Origin of the sequence: Mycolicibacterium pallens, assembly GCF_019456675.1 — a bacterium.
In the GTDB taxonomy this organism is placed as follows: domain Bacteria; phylum Actinomycetota; class Actinomycetes; order Mycobacteriales; family Mycobacteriaceae; genus Mycobacterium; species Mycobacterium crocinum.
In genome coordinates this window covers 4,097,870-4,123,896 of record NZ_CP080333.1, presented here as the reverse complement: position 1 = coordinate 4,123,896, position 26,027 = coordinate 4,097,870, and the positions used below count along the sequence as shown (strand labels likewise).

At 63.5% G+C, this 26,027-nt stretch carries 22 protein-coding genes; 10 read left to right on the top strand and 12 right to left on the bottom strand.

Going from position 1 to position 26,027, the window contains the following annotated elements; all coding sequences use genetic code 11:
* Positions 1–99: 99 nt before the first annotated feature.
* Together K0O64_RS20160 and K0O64_RS20155 are read right to left on the bottom strand one after the other, a co-directional pair.
* Positions 100–963: an alpha/beta fold hydrolase gene (locus tag K0O64_RS20160; RefSeq protein WP_164520110.1), complete on the bottom strand. Its 864-nt coding sequence runs from the start codon at positions 961–963 to the stop codon at positions 100–102.
* Positions 964–992: 29 nt separating this feature from the next.
* Entirely contained in the window at positions 993–2,456 is a 1,464-nt protein-coding gene (locus tag K0O64_RS20155; RefSeq protein WP_125477463.1) for a molybdopterin-dependent oxidoreductase, read from the bottom strand.
* Between the two features lie 51 nt (positions 2,457–2,507).
* On the opposite strand from K0O64_RS20155, the gene K0O64_RS20150 reads away from it, so the two are divergent.
* The gene (locus tag K0O64_RS20150) at positions 2,508–3,110 is read left to right on the top strand and encodes a TetR/AcrR family transcriptional regulator (protein ID WP_096311884.1); all 603 of its coding nucleotides are present in this window, start codon (positions 2,508–2,510) and stop codon (positions 3,108–3,110) included.
* A 110-nt stretch (positions 3,111–3,220) separates the two neighbouring features.
* Here K0O64_RS20150 and K0O64_RS20145 read toward each other — a convergent pair whose 3' ends face one another.
* The 4 genes from K0O64_RS20145 to K0O64_RS20130 are packed head-to-tail and all read right to left on the bottom strand — an operon-like array spanning position 3,221 to position 7,678.
* Positions 3,221–4,846: an NAD(P)-binding protein gene (locus tag K0O64_RS20145; protein WP_174714137.1), complete on the bottom strand. Its 1,626-nt coding sequence runs from the start codon at positions 4,844–4,846 to the stop codon at positions 3,221–3,223.
* Positions 4,846–5,835: a thiamine pyrophosphate-dependent enzyme gene (locus K0O64_RS20140; protein ID WP_217353536.1), complete on the bottom strand. Its 990-nt coding sequence runs from the start codon at positions 5,833–5,835 to the stop codon at positions 4,846–4,848. Before K0O64_RS20140 ends, K0O64_RS20145 begins: the two co-directional genes overlap by 1 nt.
* Before the next feature lie 15 nt (positions 5,836–5,850).
* Complete coding sequence (locus K0O64_RS20135; RefSeq protein ID WP_096311881.1) at positions 5,851–7,104, bottom strand: pyruvate ferredoxin oxidoreductase; 1,254 nt, start codon at positions 7,102–7,104, stop codon at positions 5,851–5,853.
* Positions 7,088–7,678, bottom strand: a complete 591-nt coding sequence (locus tag K0O64_RS20130; RefSeq protein WP_096311880.1) for a 2-oxoacid:acceptor oxidoreductase family protein — start codon at positions 7,676–7,678, stop codon at positions 7,088–7,090. Before K0O64_RS20130 ends, K0O64_RS20135 begins: the two co-directional genes overlap by 17 nt.
* Before the next feature lie 798 nt (positions 7,679–8,476).
* Here K0O64_RS20130 and lpqS point away from each other — a divergent pair.
* The 3 genes from lpqS to K0O64_RS20120 all read left to right on the top strand — a co-directional run bounded on the left by lpqS (position 8,477) and on the right by K0O64_RS20120 (position 11,380).
* Entirely contained in the window at positions 8,477–8,899 is a 423-nt protein-coding gene (gene lpqS, locus K0O64_RS30430; RefSeq protein WP_491562390.1) for a putative copper homeostasis (lipo)protein LpqS, read from the top strand.
* Positions 8,900–9,011: 112 nt separating this feature from the next.
* Positions 9,012–10,121, top strand: coding sequence for a PLP-dependent cysteine synthase family protein (locus tag K0O64_RS20125; RefSeq protein ID WP_096311879.1), 1,110 nt, complete (start codon positions 9,012–9,014; stop codon positions 10,119–10,121).
* On the top strand, positions 10,118–11,380 hold the full coding sequence (locus K0O64_RS20120) for an MFS transporter (RefSeq protein WP_096311878.1): 1,263 nt from the start codon (positions 10,118–10,120) through the stop codon (positions 11,378–11,380). Before K0O64_RS20125 ends, K0O64_RS20120 begins: the two co-directional genes overlap by 4 nt.
* Before the next feature lie 221 nt (positions 11,381–11,601).
* Here the strand turns inward: K0O64_RS20120 and K0O64_RS20115 are convergent, their stop codons facing one another.
* The 4 genes from K0O64_RS20115 to K0O64_RS20100 form a co-directional block, all read right to left on the bottom strand.
* Entirely contained in the window at positions 11,602–13,098 is a 1,497-nt protein-coding gene (locus K0O64_RS20115; protein WP_096312941.1) for an ABC transporter permease, read from the bottom strand.
* On the bottom strand, positions 13,095–13,796 hold the full coding sequence (locus K0O64_RS20110) for an ATP-binding cassette domain-containing protein (protein WP_096311877.1): 702 nt from the start codon (positions 13,794–13,796) through the stop codon (positions 13,095–13,097). The genes K0O64_RS20115 and K0O64_RS20110 overlap by 4 nt, the downstream gene beginning before the upstream one ends.
* A 335-nt stretch (positions 13,797–14,131) precedes the next feature.
* The gene (locus K0O64_RS20105; RefSeq protein ID WP_096311876.1) at positions 14,132–14,536 is read right to left on the bottom strand and encodes a hypothetical protein; all 405 of its coding nucleotides are present in this window, start codon (positions 14,534–14,536) and stop codon (positions 14,132–14,134) included.
* Between the two features lie 926 nt (positions 14,537–15,462).
* Positions 15,463–15,876, bottom strand: a complete 414-nt coding sequence (locus K0O64_RS20100; RefSeq protein WP_225933492.1) for a hypothetical protein — start codon at positions 15,874–15,876, stop codon at positions 15,463–15,465.
* Between the two features lie 362 nt (positions 15,877–16,238).
* Here K0O64_RS20100 and K0O64_RS20095 point away from each other — a divergent pair, with 362 nt between their 5' ends.
* The 6 genes from K0O64_RS20095 to mobF all read left to right on the top strand — a co-directional run bounded on the left by K0O64_RS20095 (position 16,239) and on the right by mobF (position 24,318).
* Positions 16,239–17,066: a DUF305 domain-containing protein gene (locus K0O64_RS20095; protein WP_225933491.1), complete on the top strand. Its 828-nt coding sequence runs from the start codon at positions 16,239–16,241 to the stop codon at positions 17,064–17,066.
* A 557-nt stretch (positions 17,067–17,623) separates the two neighbouring features.
* Entirely contained in the window at positions 17,624–19,153 is a 1,530-nt protein-coding gene (locus K0O64_RS20090; protein WP_096311872.1) for a multicopper oxidase family protein, read from the top strand.
* A 50-nt stretch (positions 19,154–19,203) separates the two neighbouring features.
* Positions 19,204–19,473, top strand: a complete 270-nt coding sequence (locus K0O64_RS20085; RefSeq protein ID WP_096311871.1) for an SHOCT domain-containing protein — start codon at positions 19,204–19,206, stop codon at positions 19,471–19,473.
* 28 nt (positions 19,474–19,501) lie between these two features.
* A complete protein-coding gene (locus K0O64_RS20080; protein WP_096311870.1) occupies positions 19,502–20,011 on the top strand; it encodes a pyridoxamine 5'-phosphate oxidase family protein in 510 nt (169 codons plus the stop codon).
* A gap of 100 nt (positions 20,012–20,111) precedes the next feature.
* A complete protein-coding gene (locus K0O64_RS20075) occupies positions 20,112–21,284 on the top strand; it encodes a Fic family protein (RefSeq protein WP_096312939.1) in 1,173 nt (390 codons plus the stop codon).
* A 229-nt stretch (positions 21,285–21,513) separates the two neighbouring features.
* A complete protein-coding gene (gene mobF, locus K0O64_RS20070; RefSeq protein WP_096311869.1) occupies positions 21,514–24,318 on the top strand; it encodes a MobF family relaxase in 2,805 nt (934 codons plus the stop codon).
* A 223-nt stretch (positions 24,319–24,541) separates the two neighbouring features.
* Here the strand turns inward: mobF and K0O64_RS20065 are convergent, their stop codons facing one another.
* Both K0O64_RS20065 and K0O64_RS20060 read right to left on the bottom strand, forming a co-directional pair.
* Positions 24,542–25,006, bottom strand: a complete 465-nt coding sequence (locus tag K0O64_RS20065) for a GNAT family N-acetyltransferase (RefSeq protein ID WP_096311868.1) — start codon at positions 25,004–25,006, stop codon at positions 24,542–24,544.
* A gap of 152 nt (positions 25,007–25,158) precedes the next feature.
* Positions 25,159–25,803 (bottom strand): hypothetical protein, encoded by a 645-nt coding sequence (locus K0O64_RS20060; protein WP_096311867.1) that lies wholly within the window; start codon positions 25,801–25,803, stop codon positions 25,159–25,161.
* Positions 25,804–26,027 lie beyond the last annotated feature (224 nt).

The window sequence follows — 26,027 nt, the reverse complement described above, 5'->3', positions numbered from 1 at the left end:
ACTCCGCGACCGCGATGCGGTTGCGCCATCAGCGTCTCACGTGGCTGGGTGAAACCCACGGGCCGAAAGCCCCGCTCGCCGGCGGGAGCTTTAACGCTGCTACGGAGAGGTCTCAAGAAAGTCGCGGATAAGACCGGCCAGCGCCATCGGTTGATCCTCGCTGACGAACGGCCCGGAGTCGTCAAGAAATTCGAGCCGCGCATTGGGAAGATTGTCGGCAAGTTGGTGGGCATACCGGACGGGGAAGAACCGGTGGCGCTCACGCGCCCAGACAATCAGGGTGGGACGGGAGAAAGAAGCTAAGCCACGCCCTGCCTCCTCGGTGAACCGGGTACTGATCGCTCGGACCAGGCCAGCGAAGTCACGACGGACCCCGCTTATGCGCCGCAGCGGCTCGGTATAGGAGCGCATGATCTCGGCAGGAATCGGCCGTTCGGTGAGTCGGCCGAACGCGATCGGCAGCCGTTGAATGAGCGGTGAGCGAAGGCTTTGCGCCAGCAAATACAAACCGACCGGAGTGCGACCGAGTATCTGGAGGTGCTTGATGGGTAGCGGCAGAAAGTTGTCGAACGCGTCGCACGGCGTCAGCACCAGCCGGCCCAGGCGGTGCGGATGCCGGACGGCCACCGCTTGGGCGATCGCGCCGCCGGTGTCGTTCGCCACCAGCACCACGTCGGTCAACTCCAGCGCTTCGAGGAAATCGTCGATGAGCGTGGCGAGCCCGAAGAGGGTGAAGTCTGTACCGTCACGCATCGGCAGTCGATGCGATCCCAGCGGCCAGTCTGGGGTAATACAGCGATATTCACCAACGAGTTCAGGGACGACATTGCGCCATACGTCGCCGTTCGCGATGATGCCGTGTAGGAAGACTATTGGTGTGCCAGAACCCTTCTCGCGAAATTCCACCGGCCCGGCGGTCAAATCGGCTCGGTGCAAGTCGCCCAGTTGGACAGAAATCGCCATAGTTACCCCTGAGGTACCGATCGTGAATGTTATTGCGAGACATAGATAGTAATCGCGTGCCATCCGCTTGCTCCGAGCGGAAATGACGGCCGCATGCTGCCGTCTTGCCATTCGCCGGACAGGCTCAACGCACGGGCTTGAATGGTATGAACGCCGGCTGCCAGATCAAGTGTGGTCCGCCAGCGTCGCCACGATGAAGGAGCAAGCGCGCAGGCAAGATCAGCGGATTGCCACGGGCGGTCGTCGGAGCGCACCTCAACACCGCCGACACCGTGGGGGGGCGCCCACGCGACCCCGGCGATGGTGACCGAGCGATCTGCTCTCGCTTCGTTTGCGGGGATATCGATCCGCGCATGCGGTGTGATCCAGGCCGGGGCGTGTGGCCACCCGCGGGGCGACCAGTAGTCGGTGTGTGGGCCTGCCACCAGCTCCAGTTCGGTCAGCCACTTCACGCCGGTGTACTGGCCGTAGATACCCGGTACGAACACTCGCGCCGGGAAGCCGTGCGCGGCCGGTAATGGTTTGCCGTTCAACCCGATCGCAACATAGCCGCTCCACTCGCCGGACCGCAGTGGTTGCACAGGCAGTGATGCGGTAAAGCCATCGACAGCCCGAGTTACCAGCGTGGTCGCGCGGACCGCCGGGTCGGCACGCTCGAGCACGGCTCGCAGCGGCACGCCGAGCCAGCGACCGTTTCCGACCCGATGCCCGCCGACCGGATTGTGAATGCACACCATGACGGCGTCGAATTCGTCAGCTTGCGAACATAATTCGGTCAACGACAACTGGTGGGGACGCGCCACCAATCCGGTCACTGCGAGCCGCCACTGGCCGGGATCGATCAGTGGCGCACCGAGGTTGACGTCAGTGACGTAGAAATCGTCGATTGGGGTGATTACCGGCGTGAGGCCGGGGAGGGGCTCCGCGCCGTCGTCGGGCATCGCGCTGGTCTGACGGGACTGGGCGGCGCCTTCGATGATCCTGCGGTGCTGACGGTGGCGGCGCGCCAAGAGTGCACGCGCCGCCAGCAGCGCGCCGCCGGCGACCAACGCCGTCGTCACTTCACTTCGAACGCTAGCCGGAGCGCGGCGCAGGCCGACGGCTGTCGCGACGGCACTGCTCGCCGCGGCGGCGATGGTGGTGGCCCACGACCGCGGAGGGCGCCTCAAGGCCAAGGCCGCCGTCGCCGCTGACAGTGTGGCCACGGCGGGCGCACGAACGCTGGCCGGCAGACCGGCCAGCGCGCTAGCAGCGCCGATCGCGGCCACACCCACGCCGATACGGATCGCGGCCTTGTCCCGGCTGCCGAAGAGTTCCACCGCGCGTTCGACTGCCGGTCGGGGGCTCCAGTCGACAGCCGCCCGACCGACGGTGTCGATGAGTGAGGTCCCGCCTGCTGCGGCCACGACCTCACCGACACCGAGTCCCGCGAGCCCGGCCACCGCAGTGCCGCGCCAGCCAGGGCGGCGGCTCCGTCTGGTGGATGTCCGCACCGCTCCTCCGCTCTGATCATATCTGTATTGCCAATGATACAGTAGTGTATCGTGGACGAATGGGAAAGTCGAGTCGCCGAGGCGGCTCTGCAGATTCTCGCGGAGCAAGGACTGGCGGCCGTGACCGTGGCAAGCCTCGCGAGGCGTTTGAAGGCGTCACGGATGACCCTGCACCGCAACGGAATTACCCGAGAACGGGTGATCGAGCTACTCAGCCTGCGAGCGGCCGACGAATATCAGCGTGCTGTCTGGCCGACGCTGGTGTCGGCAGGCACCGGCTTGGATCGCCTGGACCGAGTCCTACGCCATACATGCCGGGTCGCCGACGCGTGGCGGTTCCTGCTGGTCGGCTTGTTCGCTGAGGATGGTGGCATCTTTCATGAACCGGTCGACGCTACGGGGGAGGAGCGTTCCCGCGCGGTGGCGACCCGGAGTGTCTTCGTCGACCCGCTCGCGCGGTTGCTGCGTGACGGGGAACTGGACGGCACACTCGTCCAGTTCGACGATTTCGATCAGACCGCCACAGTGCTGTTCAACCAGGTCGGCTGGACCTACCTCGCGCTGCGAGTCGGGCAGCGATGGTCGCACGAAAGCGCGGAGGAAGCCGTCGTCGCAATGGCTTTGGCGGCGCTGACCGCGGCACCACGCCACTGATCCATCGAGGACGGACACGCGCGGGCCGCGCCGGGCAAACATCACCTCGGCGCAACACCGCAGTTATCTGCCGTATTGCCGCCAAGGTGCGGATAAACCGCACCGAGTGGTCAGGTCTGCTCGGGGATCATTTCGATGGCGCCGCTTGGACATTCGGCAACGCATACCCCGCAGCCTTTGCAGTAGTCGTAGTCGATGGAGTAACGGTCTTCGGCGTCGAGCTTGATAACGGCGTTGTCGGGGCAGACACCGAAGCAGTTGTCGCAGTTGAAGCAGTTGCCGCAGGACAGGCAGCGGCGGGCCTCGAACAGTGCGGTGGTTTCGTCGAGCCCGCCCTCTACCTCGTCGAAGGTGGTGATCCGGCGAGCCGGGTCCAGCTTGGGGCGGATGGTCGCGGGCGCGTCGCTGTAGTACCAGGTGTTGAGCAGGTTGTAACTGGCGATCTCGGGTTTGGTGGCCGGCTGGTAGAGCTGACCACGCAGCCAAGAGTCGATGGCGCGGGCAGCTTTCTTGCCGTGTCCGATAGCCGAGGTGGCGGTGCGGTCACCGGGCACCATGTCGCCGCCGGCGAAGATGCCCGAGTGGCCGGTCATCAGGTTCGGGTCAACTATGACCTCGCCGTCGCGCTGCTCGACACCGTTCAAATTGGACAGCAGGGAAAGATCGGATGTCTGTCCGAGCGCGAGGATGACGGTGTCGGCGGCGAGTTCTTCGAACTCGCCCGTGGGCTGCGGCAGCCCGGAGTCGTCGAGCCGCATCTTCTCCACGGTGATGGCGCCGCGGTCGGCGTGGGCGATGGTGGCGAGCCATCTCATCCTGACGCCTTCGTCTTGAGCGTCGGTGATTTCGGTGTCATATGCCGGCATGCGGTCGCGGCCGCGCCGGTAGACGACGAGCGCATCGGTCGCGCCCAGTCGTTTCGCGGTGCGCGCGGCATCCATTGCCGTGTTCCCGCCGCCGTAGATGACGACCCGGCGGCCGAGCCGCGGCCGGTGCGGCCCTTCGGTGTCGTGCAGCACCGAGACGGCGTTGAGGATTCGGGCCGAGTCGCCGGCAGGTATGTATGCGCGTTTGCCGATCGAGGCACCGACGGCGAGGAACGCGGCCTGGAAACCACCGGCGCGCACGGCGGCGTCGATGTCGCTGACCTGGTGGCCGAGTTCCAGCGTGACGCCCAGGTCCAAGACCCGCTGGATTTCGGCATCGACGATGTCACGGGGGAGCCGGTAGCGGGGGATGCCGTAGCGCATCATGCCGCCGGGCGCCTCGCCGGCGTCGAATATCGTGACCGCGTGGCCGAGCAGTCGCAGGTGATAGGCGGCCGACAGGCCGGCCGGGCCCGCGCCGATCACCAGCACCGATTTGCCAGTGGCGGCCGCGGACGCCTCAACGGTCCATCCCCGCTTGATGGCCTCGTCCCCGAGAAAGCGTTCCACGGAGTTGATGCCCACCGCCTCGTCGAGCTGGCCGCGGTTGCAGGCCGTCTCGCACGGCCGGTAACAGACTCGTCCCATCACTGCCGGGAACGGGTTGTCGGCCATGATTCGCCGCCACGCGCCCTCGTATCCGCCCTCTTCGGCCTGGTAGAGCCAGTTCTGGATGTTTTCCCCGGCGGGACAGGCGTTGTTGCACGGTGGCAGTAGAGAGCGATAGACCGGCCGTTCGGTCCGCCAGGAGCCGGTTTTGTTCGCCAGGCTCGATCCGACGTCGAGGATGATCGCGAACGGTCTATCCATCACGGCTCTCCCAGCAGGTCGAACTTGCGGATGTTGCGGTCGGCGATGCTTTGGATCCGCGCGATGATGTCGGTGCGCGGATGCTTGCCGAACAGGTGCCTATAGCGGCCTTGAATGCTCAGGTAGTCCTCGACGGGCAGCTGCCGGCGGATCTTCGACGTGCTGATGATTTCTCCGTGTTCGGCTTCAAAGACGGGGAAGAGCCCGGTTTCCTTCGCTAGCCGAGCAATCCGTATGGTGTCCCGGGAGGCGCTGTCCCAGCCCAGTGGGCACGGCACGAAAATGTGGATGTAGCGGGCACCGCGAAAATCCATCGCCCGACGCACCTTGTACTCGAGGTCGTGTAGCTCTGCGACGGTCGCGGTTGCGACATAAGGGATTTCGTGGGCCAGCGCGATCGCTGGTAGGTTTTTGCCCTGTCCGAAAGCGTTGCCGGGATCCGGCCCGACCGCTGGGGTGGTGGTGGTGCGTGCGGCCGGGGGGGTCGCGCCGGATCGTTGCACCCCGGTGTTCATGTATGCCTCGTTGTCGTAGCACAGGTAGAGGACGTCGTCGTTGCGCTCGAACATTCCTGACAAGCAGGCGAATCCGATGTCTATGGTGCCGCCATCGCCACCCTGGCCAACTACGCGCACGTCGGTGCGGCCCTTGGCCTTCATCGCCGCGGCGACCCCCGTGGCTACCGCGGGTGCGTTGCCGAACAACGAATGCAGCCACGGGATCTGCCACGAAGTCTCGGGATACGGCGTCGAAAACACTTCTAGGCAACCGGTCGCGTTCACGGCGATCAGCTGATTGTCGGTGGCGCGCATGGCGGCGTCGAGAGCGTAGCGGGCGCCCAGCGCCTCCCCGCACCCCCGGCAGGCGCGATGCCCGGAGTTGAGCGAGTTGGTGCGTTCGGTGCTTGCCTGCACAGACGTCTGCCCGGGTTCGAGCAAGCGGTTGCCGACAACGAAGCTCCCGGTTTGATAGAACTTGATGGGCTGCATGGGCATTGGCGTTGCTCACCTGCTCTGGGGACTGATCGCGCCGAGGTCGGCGAGCATGTTTTCGGCATGTGGGCCGGACCGGCGTGTGGTCATCATCCGCTGCAGTTCACGGTCGATTAGCGACCGGTTGAGATCCAGGAAGGACACCTGCTCCAGCGTGTCGACCAGGGCGTCGGAGAACACGTTGAACAGAGACTGCTTGGTGATCGCACGTCCGCCCAGTCCCGCGACCACTGTGTGTACCCGGGTTTCGGTGTCGGACAGGGCCATCTGCACGTCGGTTGAGACAATTCCGCCGACGCCAGCGGCGAATGCTTTCTCGACGACCACAACCTGTTTGGCGTGAGCGGCTAAAGAACGGACCGCGTCCACCGGAAACGGGCGGTAGCTGGTGATACCGAGTGCGCCGATTCGCGCGTTGGTCTCCCGTAGTTCATCGACGGTGTCGCAGATAGTGCCCAGTACGGAGCCCAGCGCGACCACGATCGTGTCGGCGTCCTCGGTGCGGTAGGGATGGATGAGCCCGCCGGAGTCGCGTCCAAACGTTTCGGCGAAACGGTCGGCGATATCGGGAATCGTCTCGATCGCCTGCAGGTGCTTGAGGTGCGTGAGGTAGCGGACCTCGGTGAAGGCGTCGGGGCCGACCATCGCTCCGATGGATACCGGGTCGGCGGGGTCGAGCACTTGACGCGGCTCGTAGTCGGGCAGGAACGCGTCTACCTGTTCTTGGCTGGGCAACTCGACCCGCTCGACGGCGTGGGTGAGCACGAATCCGTCCATGCATATCATCACTGGCACCGACAGTTCCTCGGCGATGCGGAACGCTTGGCAGTGTAGGTCGGCTGCTTCCTGGTTGGTGCGGGCGTAGAGCTGGATCCAACCGGAGTCGCGGTGCGACATCGAGTCGCTGTGGTCGTTCCAGATGTTGATCGGCGCGCCGATCGCTCGGTTGGCCACCGTCATCACGATTGGAAGGCCCAGTCCCGCGGCGTTGTAAACGGCTTCGGACATGTAAAGCAATCCTTGGCTGGCGGTCGCCGTGTAGGCGCGCGCTCCGGCGGCGGAGGCGCCGATTGCGACCGACATCGCGGCGAACTCCGACTCGACGTTGACGAACTCGCAGGGCTTGAGCTCGCCCTGCTTGACCAGCTTGGAAAGTGTTTCCACGATGTGGGTTTGCGGAGAGATCGGATAGGCACAGATCACCTCCGGTCGGCACAGGGCTACGGTTTGCGCAACCGCCTGGGACCCCTCAATCTGGCGCAACATCGGTCAACCCCCTCACTTCGGTTCGGGCATAGTCGAAGGCGCTGCGGACGGCCGCGACGTTGCCGTCTGCGACTGTTCCGGTGAACCGCTCGCGGATCGCAGCGACCATCGAATCCTTTGAGACCTGTCCCGTGAGTGCTGCGAATGCGCCGAGCAAAACCACATTGGGCACCGGTCGGCCCAGGTGCTCGCGGGCGAGGTCGGTGGCCGGCACCGCCAGCACCCGCTCGGGTCGAAACTGTTCGACAAAGTCGCCGAGGCCGAGTTGCGTGAGGGTACGCATCGAGTTGATCAGTAGGTAGCCAGACGGTGCCACACCGTCAAACACAGCAACCTGGTGCAAGAGTGTCGCATCCTGCACGATCAGCGCGTCTGGGCGAGTCACCGGTTCGCGTAAACGGATCTCTTTGTCGTCGATGCGGCAGAATGCCGCGACCGGCGCGCCGGTGCGCTCAGAACCGAAGCTCGGAAAGGCCTGGGCGTACTTGCCGTCTAGGAATGCCGCAACTGACAGCAGCCCCGCTGCAGTGACTACGCCTTGACCGCCACGCCCGTGAATTCGCACCTCGAACATCGACAACCTTCCGCCGGTGTGTGTTACCCACTCTCGTCTCCCCCACGAAACACTTCCAGGGACCAAAGCCCTCGCAACGCTGTTACCTTTGGCGGGCGCCGTGAGCGTTGCCAAACGAGAGGCCTCTGGGGCGCGCACACCGCCACGGCCTGAGCTCGACTCCATCGTGCAATTTCGACCGGCTCGTCTTGGGCCGTCACGTCGTCGGCCTCGAGTTGCCGCCGCCGGTCCGTCGGTCGTCGCGCGTCAGCCGACCAACTTCCCTGAATTCCCCTGGCCAGCATAAGAAGTCTCGACCCGTCGGAGGATTGCTCACCTGGTTACTGCGAGATCATAGGCCGGACAGAGGGTTCGACGAGCTTGTCGATAGTCACTGCCGAGCAGTTCAGGGGGTAAACGTCCCCACCGCGAGCCCCAGATAGCGCTGATTCCCGGGCAAGCTTGCTCCGAGTGTCAGAAGGCGCCTGTGTGTCTTGGCTGAGTCAGATGTGTGGTGTCCGCGGATACGAACGGCTTTGCATGAAATATGCTACGCACCAATGCATCCGATCCGGTCTGCTTGCCAAGCGGATGTCACATCGCATCGGGCGTCGAGCACAGCCCGTCCCGCCTTGAGCGATGTAGTGAAAGATCTCCTTGGCCTGCGCAATGCCGATCACATCGTTGCTACCTACATGGTAGTCCCTGGCAGCGGCGAGCCCCCCAAGGCTGTTTCGCGAGCTGGTAGGCGAGTATCGAATCCATAACACCGGCGTTCCTCACAGTGACCTACGGAGTAAGGCCGTACCAACTGCTACAGTGGGCGACATTGTGAGGTACGACGACGCCCCCACGAAAACCTGGCTGCGCTTGAGCCTGGCGCTGGCGATCGCCTCCTGGGCACTGCTTGTCGCCGCGGGAGCGCCAGGGGCGTTGAACACCTCGGGTGATCACAGGCCTCATGCGTTGGCATCGGTGCTGGCTGACCGAGACGCCGCTGCGGTGGATCACTCGCATATCGAACGTGGTTCAGCAGTCGAACCGCCGGAGACCATCACTGTCGCTCGAGTACCACGAGCCGCAACTACTTCGGCGGCCTTGGCGCTGATCGCGACCTTTGGCGCCATTGGTCTGCGAGGGCCGCGCCTGCTCTCGGCGGCGGTGCGTGCACCGCCGTGGCGATTCGCCCATGTCGTATCGGGTCGCGATATGTTGACCCGATTCTGCATCGCACGGCGCTGATCTCGGCACCGCCAGTCTGAGCGCGCGAAAGGCGCCCGGCCGGCCGACTGTTGCCCGAATCGCCCAACGCCGCGCTGCTGTGTCGCGGCTCCAATGCAGAAGCGACCTTCATATGAAACATCCCTTATCGATCCACCCATTCAACCTTCACTCGACGCATCTTCGCGGCCTCCGCCGAAACCATAGGCCGGGGACCATGGTGGGACACACACCGGTGTTGCGGATATCGCCACCGTGCAGCACGGGCGAGTGCGGGTTTTGGGCCAAGCTGGAAGGATTCAATCCCGGCGGTATGAAAGACCGACCCGCCATGTACATGGTCGAGCGCGGCAGGGCGCGCGGTGAACTGAAACCGGGAGATCGCATTATCGAATCAACCAGTGGCACATTAGGTTTGGGCTTAGCGCTTGCCGGTACCGTATATGGGCATCCAGTTACCCTAGTCGCTGATCCGGGAATGGAGCCGATGATGCACCGGATGCTGTCGGCTTACGGCGCCGACGTCGACGTGGTGAGCGAACCCCACTCTCGGGGTGGCTGGCAGCAGGCCCGTCGTGACCGCGTAGGCGAGTTGCTCGTTGAATACCCGAATTCCTGGTATCCCGATCAATACAACAATCCCGATAACGTGGAGGCCTACCGTGGCCTGGCGCTGGAGTTGAAGGCTCAGCTGGGGCGCATCGACGTTCTGGTGTGTTCGGTTGGCACTGGAGGCCACTCCGCAGGAGTGGCGCGCACCCTGCGCGAGTCCAATCCTCTGATGCGGCTGATCGGGGTCGATACCGTCGGATCGACGATCTTCGGCCAGCCGGCAGCGACGCGCCTAATGCGCGGATTGGGCTCGAGCATCTACCCCCGCAACGTCGATTACGACGCTTTCGACGAGGTGCATTGGGTGGCGCCCGGCGAGGCGGTGTGGATGTGCCGAAGGCTCGCGGCAACTCACTACGCCAGCGGTGGGTGGAGCGTCGGAGCAGTCGCACTCGTCGCCGGATGGATCGCCCGAACGCACCCCGTCGACACGACGGTCGCCGCGGTCTTCCCTGACGGTCCGCAACGCTACTTCGACACCGTGTATAACGACGACTATTGCCGCCAGCACGACCTTCTCGCTGCGGATCCACCCGACGAGCCGGCCACCCTCAACACTCCGGCCGACGGCGTCGTGCACTCCTGGACTCGGTGTCTTAACGTGGTCGATCCGGTCCGGAGCGAGCGATGAGGGGTGTCGTCAGGCAGTTCTGCAGTTTCGGCTGGCCTACGCGAGTGTTGATGGTCAACCAGTTTGGCATCAACCTAGGGTTTTACATGCTTATGCCCTATTTGGCGGGTTACCTGGCCGGCCCGTTGGGGCTGGCAGCGTGGGCGGTCGGTTTGGTCTTGGGAGTGCGGAACTTCTCTCAGCAGGGCATGTTCATAGTCGGCGGTACGCTGGCCGACCGGCTTGGCTACAAGCCGCTGATTGTCGCCGGCTGTCTATTGCGCACTGCGGGATTCGGACTACTGGTTGTGGTGGATTCTTTGCCCGCTGCTCTGGTCGCCTCGGCAGCAACAGGTTTCGCAGGAGCGTTGTTCAATCCGGCCGTGCGTGCGTACGTTGCCACCGATTCACAGCAGCGCAGGGTTGAGGCGTTTGCCGTGTTCAATGTGTTCTACCAGGGCGGAATTCTGTTGGGACCTCTGGCAGGGCTTGCCCTGATGGTAGTCGACTTCCGCGTCGCCGCTGCGGTCGCTGCAGCGGTGTTTGCGCTGCTGACGATTGCCCAACTGTTCGCCTTACCGCCGCAACGTGGCGACGCCCGGGCCGTGCAGAGCACGTCGATTGTCGATGACTGGAAGATAGTCACGGCCAATCGGCCGTTCCTCTGGTTCGCTGTAACGATGATCGGGTCTTACGTCTTGAGCTTTCAGGTGTATCTGGCACTCCCTCTTCATGCGGCACTGGTGGCGCCAGAACACCAATCATCTTTGATTGCAGCAGTCTTCGTTGTCTCAGGCCTCGTGGCCGTTGGTGGTCAACTACGAATCACGCGTTGGTTCGCAGCCCGGTGGGGCTCAGGACGATCACTGGTAATCGGCTTGCTCATACTTTCAGCTTCGTTTCTTCCGCTGCTGCTGATCCCCAACAGCGGCCGCTTCGGTGGCGCAGCGGCCGTTGTCGTGTTGCTGGCGACGGCGGCCTTACTAGCGATCGGGTCAGCAGCTGTCTTCCCGTTCGAGATGGAAATGGTGGTGTCTTTGGCGGGCAATAACCTGGTTGCGACCCACTACGGGTTTTACAACACCATCGTGGGAGTGGGCATTCTGATCGGCAATCTGACAACTGGTGCAGTTATGCAGGCCACCCGCGACGCTGGGGCATCCGAATTGCTCTGGGGCACACTGGCGGTCATCGGTTTGGCGGCGGCACTAGGATTGCGTCGACTGGACCGACGTGGGCTTCTCAGGCCACAGCCTTCGTCACCGGCGGTGGCCCGGTGAGCATTGCGGCAGACTCCTCGCGCGCCGCGGGCTAGCGAGCTAATTGCATGGTGCAGAAAATGATTCGAAGTGGCGAAAAATGCAGCTTTCGACATCGTGCGCGGCCGCCCTGCCCCATCGTGTCGGCGCTGACCGATCAGGTGAGCATTTCCCTAAACGCCGCCTGAATGAGGCAGAGGAGTGCTGCGCGGCGGTATACCGCGCTGGTCTTCGATCGACAATCACCTGCGACGACCATGAGACAGCACCAGTCCCGCCGCCGCTGTCAGGATCCCCAGCCACCCAAGCCCCGCGAGCAGCGGCCCGGTCTGGTCGAAGTGCTGTGTCAAGCCGGTGTCGAACAACACCTTGGTCCAGCCGTATCCTGGCAACGCCTGTGCCCACGCCGCTGGGATGGGGCGCAGCATCGGGCTTTGTGCAATACCGAGATCGAGGAAGGGAACAAGAAACGCGATAAAGACGCCGGCAACCCGGCCGACCAGCGGGCCGATGATCACACCGATCAAGGCGTAGGTCGTCCCGAGCCCCAGGTTGGCTGCGGCAAAACCCACCCACTGGCGGGCGTTGAACACGGTGGCAGTCACCGCGAGCGTGGCTGCACAGATCACCATGACGGCCGCCGCAACCACACTCAGCCGCGCGGCCACAGCCACACCAGTTCGATAACCGGCGACGCGAAGCCGTCGGTCGCCTTCCGCCGTGTCGACCACCACGAACATGCCGGCCAACGCAGCCAGCGCCCCAACGGCTATCGGGGCCATGGTCCCGGCGTGCACTTCGGGGAACCAGAATGACCTGCTCGAGCTGATCCCATTGTCAGTGACCGCCACGATCAGCGTGCGCGCCGGGGTCGTGGCCTTGGCCAGCAGCACGAACACCGCGGGTACGACCACCAGAAGAACCAGCAGCACCGGGTTGCGGCGAAGGTCGACCAAGCCGAGCCTCAACGCCGTGGTGAACTGGCTCGAGGCCGGGCGACTGCGGCCGCCGGTGCGTGAGCTCGCCGCCAACACCCCAGCACACACGACCCCTGCGCCGATCACCCAACCCGCTGCGATGCCCAGATCGCCGAGTCGTCCGCCATGATGCGAAGGCAGATCCACCATCCACAATGTGACGAAATGCGTTGGAAAAAAACGCGATACGGGCTTGTCGCCGCCGCTGCCACCGGGCCCGAAAAATACATCGACCATCCAGATGAGCAAAATGACGACAGCACCATTTACGGGATTGGCGATTACCACACCGACCACTGCGCCGATCGCGAGGTAGATCAGTGCGAACATCAAGGTGCCCACGACCACTCGACCGGGATCCTCGATGCCGGTACGCAGCGCGAGCGCGATCAGCGCTACCGCGGACACCAGCCCGGCCAACAGCAGCCCGGTACCAGCCCGCGCCGCGATGAGCCGCACTGGTGGTAATCCGGCGATAAGCATCCGCCGGTCGGCCGCGCGCGCTGAACGCACCTGGAAATACATGGCCAGGCTGGACAGGAATCCGGCCGCCCAGCCCGCGGTGACGGTTTCCAATGCGGGTCCGATCTTGCCGCCCAACAATTCCATCGCGTCGGCCAATGAGCGCGCGGCGACCACCACAAACACCAAAGGAACCAGCACGAGCACGACCAGGTTGACGGGATTGCGCACATAGTCGGCGATGAAGCTGCGCGTCAGAAGGAGCCCCGGCCGCGGCGATTCATGCTCACCGGCGGTCATGGCGCTGTCGTGCTCGCTGCGCAAAGCCGGCCCTCACACAATTCGACGATGCGGTCGAAACGTTGCCGATCGGCGACGAAGTGACTAATGATCAACACCGCCTTGCCATCGGCGCGGCGTTGGCCCACAAGATCCCAAAACTTCAGGTAGGTGTCCCAGTCGAAGCCGGCGTAGGGCTCATCCAGCAGCAGCACCGGCGGATCGGCCAGCATCGCCAGTGTGAGGTTTAGTTTCGCCAACGTTCCACCCGAAAGCCGATCGGCTCTCGTCGCTGCGTAGCGCTCGAAACCTAACGCCGCGTAGAGGTCTCGGCGTGCACGGCGCTCCGCCTCACGGGTCATTCGGTAGGCGCGGGAAAACAGTTCGATGTGCTCATCGCAGGTCAGTCGCTCGTACACCACCGGTTGTTGCGGGCAGTAACCCAGCACTCCGTTATGTATCACTCTGCCTGCATCGGCGGCTAGCTCACCTACCAAGACCTTCATGATCGTCGATTTGCCCGAGCCGTTTTCGCCGACCAGACCGACGACCTCTCCGGCTCTCAGTGTCAAATCCACGCCCTTGAGCACGCTATGTCGTTGTGACAGTGGCCAAATCCCCCGTCGGAATGACTTTTCGACACCTTCGGCGGTGAGCACCAGTCGGGGAGAAGGGTCAGATGAAACTCTGTTGTACGGGTTAGGCACGTTGTCGTCCATTGTGACTCCCTTCGTCGATCCTCGGTGCCTGCCGATCTGAAACCCGTCGGCGTGACCGGGGCCATCAGCGGAAGGTGTACTGGCGGTGGAATCGGTCAGTTCCTTCTGTTGCCTGCCTACGCTGGGCCGGGCGCCGGTCAGTAGGGTATGAAGTCATAAACATGCCCATAAGTTGAGATATGTTCCCGCCCAGACGTCCTGGTATATACTTCGCACGACGCGTTCGGATCTGATGCTGGCCTTGGGGCCGCGCCACCGTCTGCAGCCCCAATCGGTGCCGAAGCCGTCAGGCCCGGCCGATTAGTGCGGTAATGCGAATGCCCGACCCGCGCGGTTCAGGACAGGACTGCCACCACCGTCGCCGCGATCCACACAGCGGCCACAGCTGACAGCAACCACCGAAACTCCGAGTGCAGCAGGAGGTTTACCACCGCCATGACACCGATCGAGGACGCGCCAGCAACCGCCAGAATGATGACCGCGGTCAAGCCGCCGCTGCGCACATTAAGTGCAAGGTAAACCGTCAGGATTCCCGTTGCCGCCGCGTAGCCGCCCAGAACGGTGAACACGAGTCGCAACCAACCCGTGAGTCGGGGCACAGCAGTGTCGAGGTCAGAGGCGCTTCGCTCGAGATAGCGGAGATCCTCCGGCAGCAGCGCGGGACGCGCGAACACGAAGAATCCGCCGATGCCAATGAGGATGCAACCGCCAAAAGCGAATAGCCACGCAGCCGTCGTCAATACACGCTCCTCTTGGTGCGGGCTTTGGTACGCGTATGGCGCCTAAACGGCTCATCCCGCCGTCCGTGGGTGGTCCTGAACGCCGCGCCGCTCCGATGAGAGTGAACAGTCGGAAGAGGGTTGCACTGCGCAGGCGGAGGACCAATGCGTGGGCGTGCGCTCGATCCGCAAGCCGGGCCGAATAGGTGCGCGAGATCCGCCCGTCGGCTCCCGCCGAGCCTGCATCGACGATGACCAACATTGGAAACACCAGCAGCATTGGACATGTCGGCCCCTTTGCCGTCGGCGGAGTCCGTCAGCGCGAGGTCTGCACAGCTTGTTCAGGGCCGCGGCGCGCTCGTCGACGTGGGGGGATGGTGCGGGTCGGTACTCGTCCCGCCGGGAGCCATCTCGCCAGGACTCGGGCCGCCAGGACCCGTTCCCATCCCGCCGGGTCCCATCATCCCGCCGGGTCCCATCATCCCGCCGGGTCCCATCATCCCGCCGGGTCCCATCGGCATTTGGCCACCAGCACCTGTCATTGGACACATTCCCGCTGGACCAGCTCTGTCACCGTCGTAGCTACGCTGCCAGCCCGAGTGCCTCCCGAGGAAGAACCCAGAGAAGAACAGAACCGCGACGATGAAAACGATGCCCGCGACGATGCCAACCCAAGCCAACACAGCCGTCAGACGACCGCGATGGTTTGCCCCAGCCGAGGACGCAATCTCGGTGCGATCTCCGGAGGCCGGAGCTGTGGGCGAGGACCCTGCAGATGATTCGACCATGCCGTGAATAATGCGCCCTTCGGATTCACCGGTTGCCTGTTTCCTCTGAATTCCCAGGGTGCGCACAGCGAATACTAGCTTGCATAGTACTGAGAGCGAGTTTGCAATAACAGCGGCTCGAAGGCGACGGTCACCAGCATCACCTCGGCAATCTCCCGCTCAGTGGTCGTGCTCGAAGAGCACGAGGGTATGCACCAGAGAGCCATCGACGAAATAGGCCCTGCAGTCGAAGTGGTCCTGAAGTGTAGAGCCGACTTCGGTGGGCGCGTTCACCACACCCGAGACGTTCAATACAGTGATTCGCGATTTATCGACGCCTTTAAGTGGCTCTTCCAAGGTGAGGGAAAACTGATCACGACCATCGACGTCAAGGCTGCTCGCCTCGGTGTGTACCTGGGAAAGATGGGCCGTAGAGGCGGACACGACTCGCTTTAGTACTTCGGATTGACAGCGATCCTCAGCTGACTGCTCAGCGATGGGGCCGGTGTTGTCGGAGCTCCATAGCCGCAGTGTCCCTGTAGAAATGGCGATGGCGACGACGACCGCGCCTACCAGCATCAGAACGGCCGTCATCACGAGCCGGCTTGGGTGAGCGTTTTGACCTCCGAGGATGCGCCGCATCGTATTCGTACCCGCCGTTTCGGTTAGGGATCTATGTGCGGACGATACCCAAGCACCGCCGCCCCCTCGGTTGGCGAGCATATTCGAGGAGCGTTGATGGGTGAAACGCGCGGCCGACTACAGCTGATGCGACCGAATGTGCAACCCGGCCATGGGCACCGGCGCTGCGTAGTAAGGCAAGTCCCTACCAACCGAAACTCTTTATCGAATCTTTACTGAACCACTAGGCCACCCCTATCGAACGGGGGGAGGCTCGAAGGCGGATCGAAATGTTCGACCGATGAAAGGGATATGTTGTGAGGAAGACAAGGACTGTGGTGACCGGAGTGGCCGCGCTGGCCGCGCTGGCCTCAATTAGCGCATGTAGCAATTCAGCGACCAAGGAGGCATCGTCGTCGACGGCACCGTCTACGGCCCAGAGTTCGTCGGCAGCGCCGGCAGCCGCGCACAACCAAGCCGACATGATGTTCGCGCAGATGATGATTCCGCATCACCAACAAGCGATCCAAATGAGCGACATGATCTTCGCCAAACAAGGCATCGATCCCCGAGTCATCGACCTGGCAAAGCAGATCAAGGCCGCCCAAGGCCCGGAGATTGATCAGATGCAGGGTTGGTTGAAGCAATGGGGCATGCCCGGAATGAACGGCATGCCCGGAATGAACGGTATGCCGGGCATGGACAACATGCCGGGAATGAGTGGTACCCCCGGGACTTCGCCGTCCGATCATGGCAGCATGCACAGCTCCGACACCCCTACGGCATCACCGACCACCACCGCGACTATGCCGATGCCCAGCGGTTCGATGATGCCGAGCGGTTCGATGATGCCGAGCGGTTCGATGATGCCCAGCGGTTCGATGATGCCGAGCGGTTCGATGATGCCTGGGATGGGTGATATGCCCGGCATGGACGGAATGATGTCACCGGCTGACATGCAGGCGCTGCAAAACGCCCAAGGCGTCGAGGCCAGCAAGCTGTATCTCACTCAGATGATCAAGCATCATCAGGGTGCAATTACCATGGCGCAGAACGAGATCAAGAACGGCCAATTCCCCGACGCCGTTGCCATGGCCAAGTCGATTGCAACCAGTCAGCAAAAGGAAATCGACACCATGAACCAGATCCTGAGCTCGCTATAAGAGACCCCCATGGCACAGACGCATACCTATGACGTGCGCGTGCTGCCATGACCGGGTTCGCGGCTGGCCACGCTGAGGTGGCCGCCGCGAACCTCGGCAAGTGCTTCGACCATGGCTAAGGTAGAAGTGCTCGAAGACGGGCGGTAAACGTTCCGCCGCAATGCCTTCGCATCGTCGACGGCGCGAGCACCACTTCGAGTACAACTCGGGCGGCCGGATGTTCAGATGCCCACTGCTGGCATGTGGTGCAGCGGATTTCGAGCATGTCCTCGCCACTCGCGCCAATCGTAAACGGCCGGCCACGTACCGTCATTTCGTAGTGGTCGCGCTTGGGAGCGCTCGCGACCACTACGGCCGGGATTCGTCGTCGTCAACCACTAGGGCGATAGCCGAGGTGAATGCTGTCCGGTGTCGTCTGCGCGATGAGATCTACGTCTTCATCGCGCCGTCCAGCGAAGCTGCATTCGGATCTTGAGCGAATCTTCACAAAACCAACACCAAACCCCTGTGGGGCCAGCGCAGGGTAGGACATGAGACCTCTAGAGACGGGATTGGTGATGAGTCCACGGCCCCTTACACCGGCAACCCTGACACGGCGCGGATTTCTTGCGGCCAGTGTCCTCGGTGGCGCGGCGTTGGTGGCATGTAGCCGTTCGACCCCCGCTGGTGCGCCGAGCAGCCCGAGCATGTCGGATGCCATCACCGCGGCCGAGGCGGCCCGTCCGCATACCGGCAAGACGGTCACGGCGCGCTTGATGCCGGGGACGGCCGACATCGACCTCGGCGGCACCAAGGCGCGCACCCTGGCCTACAACAACCAGGTTCCCGGTCCGTTGATTCGGGCCAATGTCGGGGACGAGATTGCGGTCACCGTCGACAATGGCCTCGATCACCCGACGTCGGTGCACTGGCATGGCATTGCCTTGCGCAACGATATGGATGGTGCCGAACCGGCCAGCCGCACCATCGGGCCCGGTTCCAGCTTCAAATACCGGTTCAGCTCCCCGTATCCGGGAACATACTGGGCCCACCCGCACGCCGGCATGGACACCGACTACGGCTTGTACGTGCCGGTCATCATCGATGATCCAGCCGAGCCTGGCCGCTATGACGCCGAGTGGATCGTGATGCTCGACGACTGGACCTCCGGAGTGGGAACCAGTCCCGACGAGATCTATAAGGGACTGCGTTCCATGAGCTCTGGCGGTGGCTCCATGCCCGGGATGCCCGGCATGGGACAGATGCCGGCGACTCCCGGCGTGGGCGGGGCGGGGCCTAGCGATCTGCTCGGCGGTGACGGCGGCGACGTCAGCTATCCGTACTACCTCATCAACGGCCGCATTCCTGCTGCACCGACAACCTTCAACGCAAAACCCGGACAGCGCATCCGAATTCGCCTCATCAACGCCGCCGCCGACACCGCATTTCGGGTCGCACTCGCCGGGCACCGGATGACCGTCACCCATACCGACGGCTTCCCGGTAATGCCCACCGACGTCGACGCCCTGCTGCTGGGCATGGGGGAGCGCTACGACGTCGTCGTGACCGCCGCCTCCGGTGTGTTTCCTCTCGTCGCCGCTGCGGAAGGGAAGAACGCCGTCGCCCGCGCCCTACTCACCACGGGCGCTGGCAGCACCCCCGACGCCGCGTTCCGGCCCCCTGAACTCACCGGTCGAGTCGGCACCGTGGATACCTTCGTTGCGACACCTCAAGTCCAGCTCGCAACCTCCAGCGAGATTGATCTCCAGGCGCGCTTGTCGGGCACGATGATGCAGTACGACTGGATGATCAACGGCCGCCCGTTCGATCACACCGTTCCGCTGACGATCCGTCAGGGCCAGCGCGCCACCTTGACGTTCACCAACGCCACCATGATGTGGCATCCGATGCACCTGCACGGCCACACATTTCAGGTCGTCAAACCGGACGGCAGCCCCGGCCCCCGCAAGGACACCCTCATCGTCAAACCGATGCAGACGGTGACCGTCCGGCTTCTCGCCGACAACCCCGGAGTGTGGATGCTGCACTGCCACAACGGATACCACATGGAAGCCGGCATGATGACCACCCTCAACTACACCGGCTGAGTCTTGCTCAGCCGCGCCCTGTAACACAACGAGAGAAAAGGAGAAATCCCATGATGTTCTGGTCCGACCACGACATGAGCGGATGGGGATACACAGGCATGGCAATCGGAATGGTCCTGTTTTGGATCCTCGTCATCGTCGCGATCATCGCGCTCGTACGCTCCAGCACCGGTAACACGACGACTCGCACCGTCGTTCAATCACCGCCCTACACCGAGTCGCCCGAGCAGGTTCTCGCTGCCCGATTCGCACGCGGCGAAATCGACGAAGCCGAATACCAACAGCGCCTCGCAGTCCTGCGCGGCAACATCTCTCGCTGATTTCACCGACATCGGGGATGGCTGACCCATGCCGAAACCACGCCTGACCTACGGAACAGTGCTGCGCGAGATACGACGACAACACTTCGCCGTGCTCTCCACCAGCAGCCCGACAGGCCAGCCAGCGTCCGCCGGTATCACCTACGGCGTCTCCGACTCCGACAGCACGATTTATGTGATGACGCGCCGCCATCTCCAGAAAGCCCGCAACATCGCCGCGAATCCACACGTCTCGCTCGTCATACCGACGCCCCGACGGCTGCTATGGTTCGTTCCCCCCGCCACGATCCAATTGACCGGCCACGCCGAAATCATCAGCTGGACCGATCAGGAAGGAACCCGCGTCTTCTCCCAGTTCTGGCTGGGGCGACAGATCCTGGACAACTACCGCAGTCTCCACGCCCGCGGAGACACCCGAATAGCGTTCCTGCGAATCGAGCTCGACCCCTCGATCCACACGTACATGATCGATACGCCAGTGTGGCGGGTGCGCAACAACATGGAAGCCGGCGCATCAACGGTCATCAGATCGCGATGATGGCGAAGTCCGGCGATTGGGCACACGGACGATCCCGGTAGCCGAGGTCACCTGTAAGTTATAACTTCACCTACTCGATAAGTGAAGTTAGACTCTGGTGGTGACTTCACTTAGGCCGATCACGAGCGAGGACGTTCGTTGGGAGCCGCAGGGCAGGCGGCATGCGGGACGAGCGCTACCGAAGTACGGCACCTATCACCCCGCTGTGCCCGCCAGTATCGCCGACGTGGCTCTCGACTTGCCGCCCTCGGTGCTGGCCGGCGCTGAGGCAGCCAGTCGCGAGATCGCTCGGTTCGATGCAGAACTCGGCGGTGAAATCGCACCGTTCGCATCCGTGTTGCTGCGATCTGAATCCGCCGCGAGTTCTCAGATCGAAAACCTCACCGCCTCAGCGCGCCAAATCGGCGAGGCCGAGTTACCCGGCGGAAAGGCCAAACAGAACGCCGCCATGGTCGTCGCCAACACCGCTGCGATGCAAGCAGCAGTGGCTCTGTCCGACACGGTGGACGCCGACGCGATCCGCGCGATGCACCGCGCCCTGATGATCAACGATCCCCGCCACACGCCGGGCGAGTTCCGCACTGAGCCGGTGTGGATCGGAAGCGGGGCCACCCCAATCGGTGCGACGTTCGTAGGCCCGCGCCACGAATTGATTCCTGGGGCGATCAGCGATCTGATCGCGTTCACACGCCGGGACGACATGCTCGCACTGCCACAGATCGCGGTGAGTCACGCACAGTTCGAAACCATCCACCCCTTCACCGACGGCAACGGCCGCACGGGGCGCGCACTGGTGCAGGCGATGCTGCGCAATAAGGGTTTGACGCGTCAGGTGACGGTGCCAGTCTCAGCCGGGCTGCTGGCCGACACCGACGCGTACTTCGCGGCCCTCACGAGTTATCGCGACGGCGACGCCGCGCCGATTGTCGACAGCTTCTCCAGCGCCACCGTTCGTGCGATCGCCAACGGGCGACAACTGATCGCCGACCTTCGCGAGATTCGGGAAAGCTGGAACGGTGTGATCACCGCGCGGTCGGACTCCGCGGTGTGGAAAGTCGCCGACTTGTTGACCCGCCGCCCGGTCGTCAACGCGGTCCTGGTGGCGCAAGAACTCGGCATCGAATCGACCAATGCCCACCGGTACCTCAACCCGCTCACGAAAGCGGGCATCCTCATCGAAACTACCAACGGACCGCGCAATAGAGTCTGGCGTTCCCCGGACGTACTCGTCGCGCTCGACGCATTCGCCGAACGCGCCGGCCGACGTGGCTGACCAAGCTCCTTACTTCAATCACTCACGGCATTCCTCTCATCTATCAACCGTTCATTCCCATCCATACCCATCACCCCTCGTCTACTCTTGCTAACTAGCAAAACCGTTGCGCCACTGCATTTCTCAGCTAATTCATACTCAGAAACCTCTTGGCACATTTGCACAAGGGGTGCGAGACTGGTTGTGGCGCAGTAAGCGCCGATTCCTCCGGTTTTGAGCGGGCCTATTGATGCTGACAATTTCGAAGCTCAAACGGTCATCGGTGAGCTACTACATCGACACCGCCAAGGCTGCGGGGCGCGCCAGCTCTGACCTCCAGCGGGCCAGCGGTGGCCTAGGGGAGTACTACTCCGAACACGAGACGCGCACCCCAATGTGGTTGTGCGCGGGCGACACCCATACCGCGGCGCGCTTAGTGGGATTGACCGATGTTCAGCGCGCCGGAGGAGAAGCCGATTCTGTGGTCGTGGCGCGGTGGCTTGACGACGGTATCGCACCCAACGGTGCGCGTGGACGCGCCTTCGGTAACCGCGGTGTGCACGGCTTTGATCTGACCTTCGCCGCGCCGAAAAGCGTGTCGTTGTTGCGCGCGCTGCGCGCCGACGATGTGGTCCAAAAGGCCATCGCTGCGGCGCATTCGACCGCGATTGCGGAGGCAATGGAGTACCTGGCCGCCCATGCCGGCTATACCCGCGTGCACAACAGCGTCACGGGGGAGAAGGACCTGGTGAAGTTGCCGGGATTGGTGGCGGTGGCGTATCAGCATGAGACGTCGCGGTGCGGTGATCCACACCTCCATACCCATGTCATTCTGCCGAATCGGCAGGCCCGCAGCGATGGGGCGCTGGTGTCGATTGACGGGACGTCGCTGTATCACGAAGCCCGTGCAGCGGGAGTCATCTACCAAGCCACGTTGCGTCGCCAACTACATCAATCGCTGGGAATCGAATGGGCGCCGGTGGATCCGGGAACCGGGATGGCCGAGGCCGCCGGCGTTGATCGCGACACCATCACTGCGTGGTCCCGGCGCTCGTCGCAGTTGCGGGAGTGGGCGGCGCACAACCTCGTTTCGGTGGACGGCCCGTTGAGCGCGGCGCAGCTTGCGGCGGCACAGAAAGCGACGCGTCCCGCCAAACCGGAAGAGCTTGCGTGGAGCGAATTACAGCGGCAGTGGAGCGAAGACGCGCGGGGTCTTGTTCTGGACCGCGCCGCGTTTCTGGAAGCGCGGGCGGCGCGGCGCGCCGCGGGGCGGAGCGCGTTCGACGGCGCGAGTTTGGCTGCGGCCGCAGAGAAAATCGAAAAGGCGGTGTTCACCCGCGCGGACCTGGTCGAGATCGTCGGCGCGCACCTTCCCGTCGACGGGGACCAGTCGCCGCGCGCCGCGGTTGAAGCGGCCGTCGACGAGGTCGGGATGCGGTTGACCGCGCCGCGCGCGGCGCACGAGCGCGAGGGGCGTGAGCGCTTCACCCTGGCGCGGATCTTGGCAGAGGAAGGCGCGTTACTGCGCCTGGTCGACGCGACGAACGATCGCGCGAGGCTATGGGTGCGTGACGACGACACCGCCGGGCTGTCGCCGGATCAGAGGGCTGCAGTGCGGAACATCGGCGACTCGCCCTGGCTTGTGCAACCGCTTTCTGCGCCGGCCGGAGCGGGCAAGACCACCTCCCTACGCGCGCTTGCGAGCGCGACGCACCACCGGTTCGGTGCGACTGTTCTGGTTCTTGCGCCGACCGGTCAGGCTGTCGACGTCGCGATGCGCGAAGGCGCAGGAGACGACGGCCTGACGGTCGCCAAAGCACTGCAGTTGCTGCGCGACAACATGTTGACGCTCGAGGAGTCGACCCTCGTAGTGATCGATGAAGCCGGCATGGTCGGGACCGATGATTTGCGACAGCTCCTGACCGCCACCACGCGGGCGGGCGCGAAGACGGTACTTGTTGGTGACGCAAGCCAGTTGGCGCCGGTCAAGGCCCGCGGCGGCATGTTCGCGCAACTCTGCACCGACCTTCCGTGGACGCAACGACTCTCCGAGGTGTGGCGGATGAGAGACCCGGAAGAGCGCACCGCGTCCCTCGGGTTGCGCGATGGCGAACCGCCTGCGCGCCGCGATGCGGTGGAGTGGTATCGCAGCCACGATCGGCTGCACTGCGGCGACGCGATCTCCATGGCCGCCGACGCGCTTGCCGCGTATACGGCCGACACCGAGCTCGGCCGCGACGCCTTGCTGGTATGCGACACCACCGAGATGGCCGATGTGCTCAACCTCCGGATTCACAACGAGCGAATCGACCCGGACGCCGCCTCCGTCCTGGGCGCCCGCGGCCAGCGCCTCAGCGTTGGAGATCTAATTATCAGCCGCCGCAACGACCCCACTATCGCCTTCCACCACTCAACACCCAACGCAGGTTCGGTACCTTCCGTGCGCAACGGCAACCGATGGCGGGTCGCCGCAATCGACATCAAGACGAATCGTGTTGCCGCCGAACGCCTCGACGACAAAGCCCGAGTCGTCTTCGAAAACGACTACGTCCGGGAACACGTTAACCTCGGCTACGCGGTCACCGTGCACTCCGCCCAAGGGGTTACGGCCGACGCCAGCATCGCTGTCCTTCGCGAGGACACAAGCCGTAACTTGCTCTACGTCGCAATGACCCGAGGACGCCAAGCCAACCACGCGTACATCTACGAACGCAGCACCGAAGCGGGCGAATTTGGCCATGTGCTACCTGCTGAAACTCACATCGCCCAGCGGGGTGACCTTGGCGAAGCCGCCACCCTCATCCACGGAATCCTCGCGAACGACGAGCCGGCCATCACCGCGCATGACTACGCCGCCCATACGGCCAACCAGGCTCTACCAGAGCGGGTGCGGGGTCTCGTCAACATGCGCGCCGCCGCCACGGAGCTCCGACAAGAGAGCTACGGTGCATGGAAGGCCGACCGGCAAGGACATGACCGCAGCAGGAGCGAAGGTATAGAGCGGCGCGTCGACAGAAGCCAACACCGCAGCACCGACTACGGACTCGAAATCTGATCCGACAAATCTGGAGTCAACTTCGTACCCAGCCACGGTTATCCTCGGCTGGCGTGAGTACTTTCTTCAGTTTTCATTTAGTACGGCGTGCTGTCACCGGCTGAGAACTGGCGTCGCCATGGTTTTCGAACGTCATGTCCACGCAGCCGTCGCGTTGGGCAGCCGATCCATTTGAGTGTCATAGGAAATCGACTCTCCGGTCGATCTCCTCGCCGGAAGCTCTTCAGCAGGCCGACGACTGGATAAACAGAGGACGGTGGAACTGCGGACCCTCGGGGTGATCGAAGCGCTCCCATCCCAGCGACGACCAAAACTCATCCGCCGTCTCGCTGTACGCGAACAACCGGCGACCGCTGTGCCGCTCCATGAGTTCGTAGACAACCCGAGTGCCAACCTTGCGGCGCCGCTCTGTGGTGGCCACCTCGATGAGCTGGACTTCCAACCGTTCGTCGTCACCGATCACCGGGACGTCCAAATAGGTCGGGTTGATGCCACCGGGGTCATCCATCTCGATCCGTGCTACCTCCACTCCGTATTCCAGCACTTGGACAAACCACGGGTCGCTGACGTAGTACCGGGCGTCGTCCCACCACTGGTCGTTCTCGTAGGAGACCGACCAATCGAACGGTGGAACCCACGAGTATTTGTCCGCGGACGTTCGGCGGTGGTCGACGAAGTGGAGCGCCATGGCGCGCAGCCTACGGACGGGCACCGACACCGCCCATGGTCTCCTCGCGGCAGGACGCAGGCACCGTCGAGCTCCCGACGAAGACGTGCGTTGTCGGACCGGCCGTGGACATCTGTTGGACCTGTGTGGCCTGTAGTCCGAGGGACATTACGTCAAGAAAGCAGCGGCAGCGCCGCCTCGACGATTGCTCTCCCGAGGTCTGTGCCCGCCGCAGTGGCTATCGACGTAATCGCCGTGGTGGCCAGCGTCTTTAGCCGGCCTGGATTCGCCTCCTCGGAGCTCGACTCAGCACGGATCTCAGACACCAACTCTTCGCCGGTCGCGCGAATCCCGTCGTCAGCGACAGCAGACAACGCTCGTTCGATAGCTTCCGCGAGGGCATGTGCCTGTTCGATCTTCTGCCGGACGTTCACGGTTTGCATTGCACCTGGACTATGGAAAGCGACGGCGACTCCGCTGCTTCCCTCGATGTGCAGGTAAGGGCTCTGCACATCGGCGACGCCTGGCAGATCCCGAACGCTCTTGCCCGACGCCGCGTACTTCTCCCCGTAGGGGGTGAGCTGCGGCCGGACGACGACCCCCTGCATTGTGCGTATGCCATCGACGTAGCCCTCGTCCGTAAGCCACTCGACTGCCTCGTTTAGCTCGTCACGGGTCACCTCCGCGTCGGACCAGTCCGTCGCCTCCATGAACTCCGCGGGCTTCGCCTCAGCGATAGAGCTCCCGTTGATCCTCAGTTCGTACAGCCATGCCAGCACGCCGTCGCGCAAATTCCACAGACGCTCGGCCCTGTTCATCCCCGTCCTCCTCCACTCACGGTAACCGCCAGCGTAAGCGTGGAGTCCGACACTTGAACCTTGTTGGCCGCAGCGTTAGAGAAGTATTGGATTGAGATCGAGAACGGCTGAGGCGACTTGGGAATCGACAGGATTGTTTCGGCCCTAGTGGGTTCCGACTTCACCGACAGTGCTCGTCCACGCCCGGGTGTGCGCAGCTCAGTTAGAGCGGACTCACCCAAAAT

What these genes read in the sequence shown, in the direction of transcription:
- K0O64_RS20130 (WP_096311880.1), bottom strand. Translation starts at nt 7,678, where the DNA reads ATGTTCGAGGTGCGAATTCACGGGCGTGGCGGTCAAGGCGTAGTCACT.
- K0O64_RS20090 (WP_096311872.1), top strand. Translation starts at nt 17,624, where the DNA reads ATGAGTCCACGGCCCCTTACACCGGCAACCCTGACACGGCGCGGATTT.
- K0O64_RS20115 (WP_096312941.1), bottom strand. Translation starts at nt 13,098, where the DNA reads ATGACCGCCGGTGAGCATGAATCGCCGCGGCCGGGGCTCCTTCTGACG.
- K0O64_RS20125 (WP_096311879.1), top strand. Translation starts at nt 9,012, where the DNA reads ATGAAACATCCCTTATCGATCCACCCATTCAACCTTCACTCGACGCAT.
- K0O64_RS20135 (WP_096311881.1), bottom strand. Translation starts at nt 7,104, where the DNA reads ATGTTGCGCCAGATTGAGGGGTCCCAGGCGGTTGCGCAAACCGTAGCC.
- K0O64_RS20065 (WP_096311868.1), bottom strand. Translation starts at nt 25,006, where the DNA reads ATGGCGCTCCACTTCGTCGACCACCGCCGAACGTCCGCGGACAAATAC.
- K0O64_RS20110 (WP_096311877.1), bottom strand. Translation starts at nt 13,796, where the DNA reads ATGGACGACAACGTGCCTAACCCGTACAACAGAGTTTCATCTGACCCT.
- K0O64_RS20160 (WP_164520110.1), bottom strand. Translation starts at nt 963, where the DNA reads ATGGCGATTTCTGTCCAACTGGGCGACTTGCACCGAGCCGATTTGACC.
- K0O64_RS20120 (WP_096311878.1), top strand. Translation starts at nt 10,118, where the DNA reads ATGAGGGGTGTCGTCAGGCAGTTCTGCAGTTTCGGCTGGCCTACGCGA.
- mobF (WP_096311869.1), top strand. Translation starts at nt 21,514, where the DNA reads ATGCTGACAATTTCGAAGCTCAAACGGTCATCGGTGAGCTACTACATC.
- K0O64_RS20060 (WP_096311867.1), bottom strand. Translation starts at nt 25,803, where the DNA reads ATGAACAGGGCCGAGCGTCTGTGGAATTTGCGCGACGGCGTGCTGGCA.
- K0O64_RS20085 (WP_096311871.1), top strand. Translation starts at nt 19,204, where the DNA reads ATGATGTTCTGGTCCGACCACGACATGAGCGGATGGGGATACACAGGC.
- K0O64_RS20100 (WP_225933492.1), bottom strand. Translation starts at nt 15,876, where the DNA reads ATGACGGCCGTTCTGATGCTGGTAGGCGCGGTCGTCGTCGCCATCGCC.
- K0O64_RS20145 (WP_174714137.1), bottom strand. Translation starts at nt 4,846, where the DNA reads ATGGATAGACCGTTCGCGATCATCCTCGACGTCGGATCGAGCCTGGCG.
- K0O64_RS20140 (WP_217353536.1), bottom strand. Translation starts at nt 5,835, where the DNA reads ATGCAGCCCATCAAGTTCTATCAAACCGGGAGCTTCGTTGTCGGCAAC.
- K0O64_RS20080 (WP_096311870.1), top strand. Translation starts at nt 19,502, where the DNA reads ATGCCGAAACCACGCCTGACCTACGGAACAGTGCTGCGCGAGATACGA.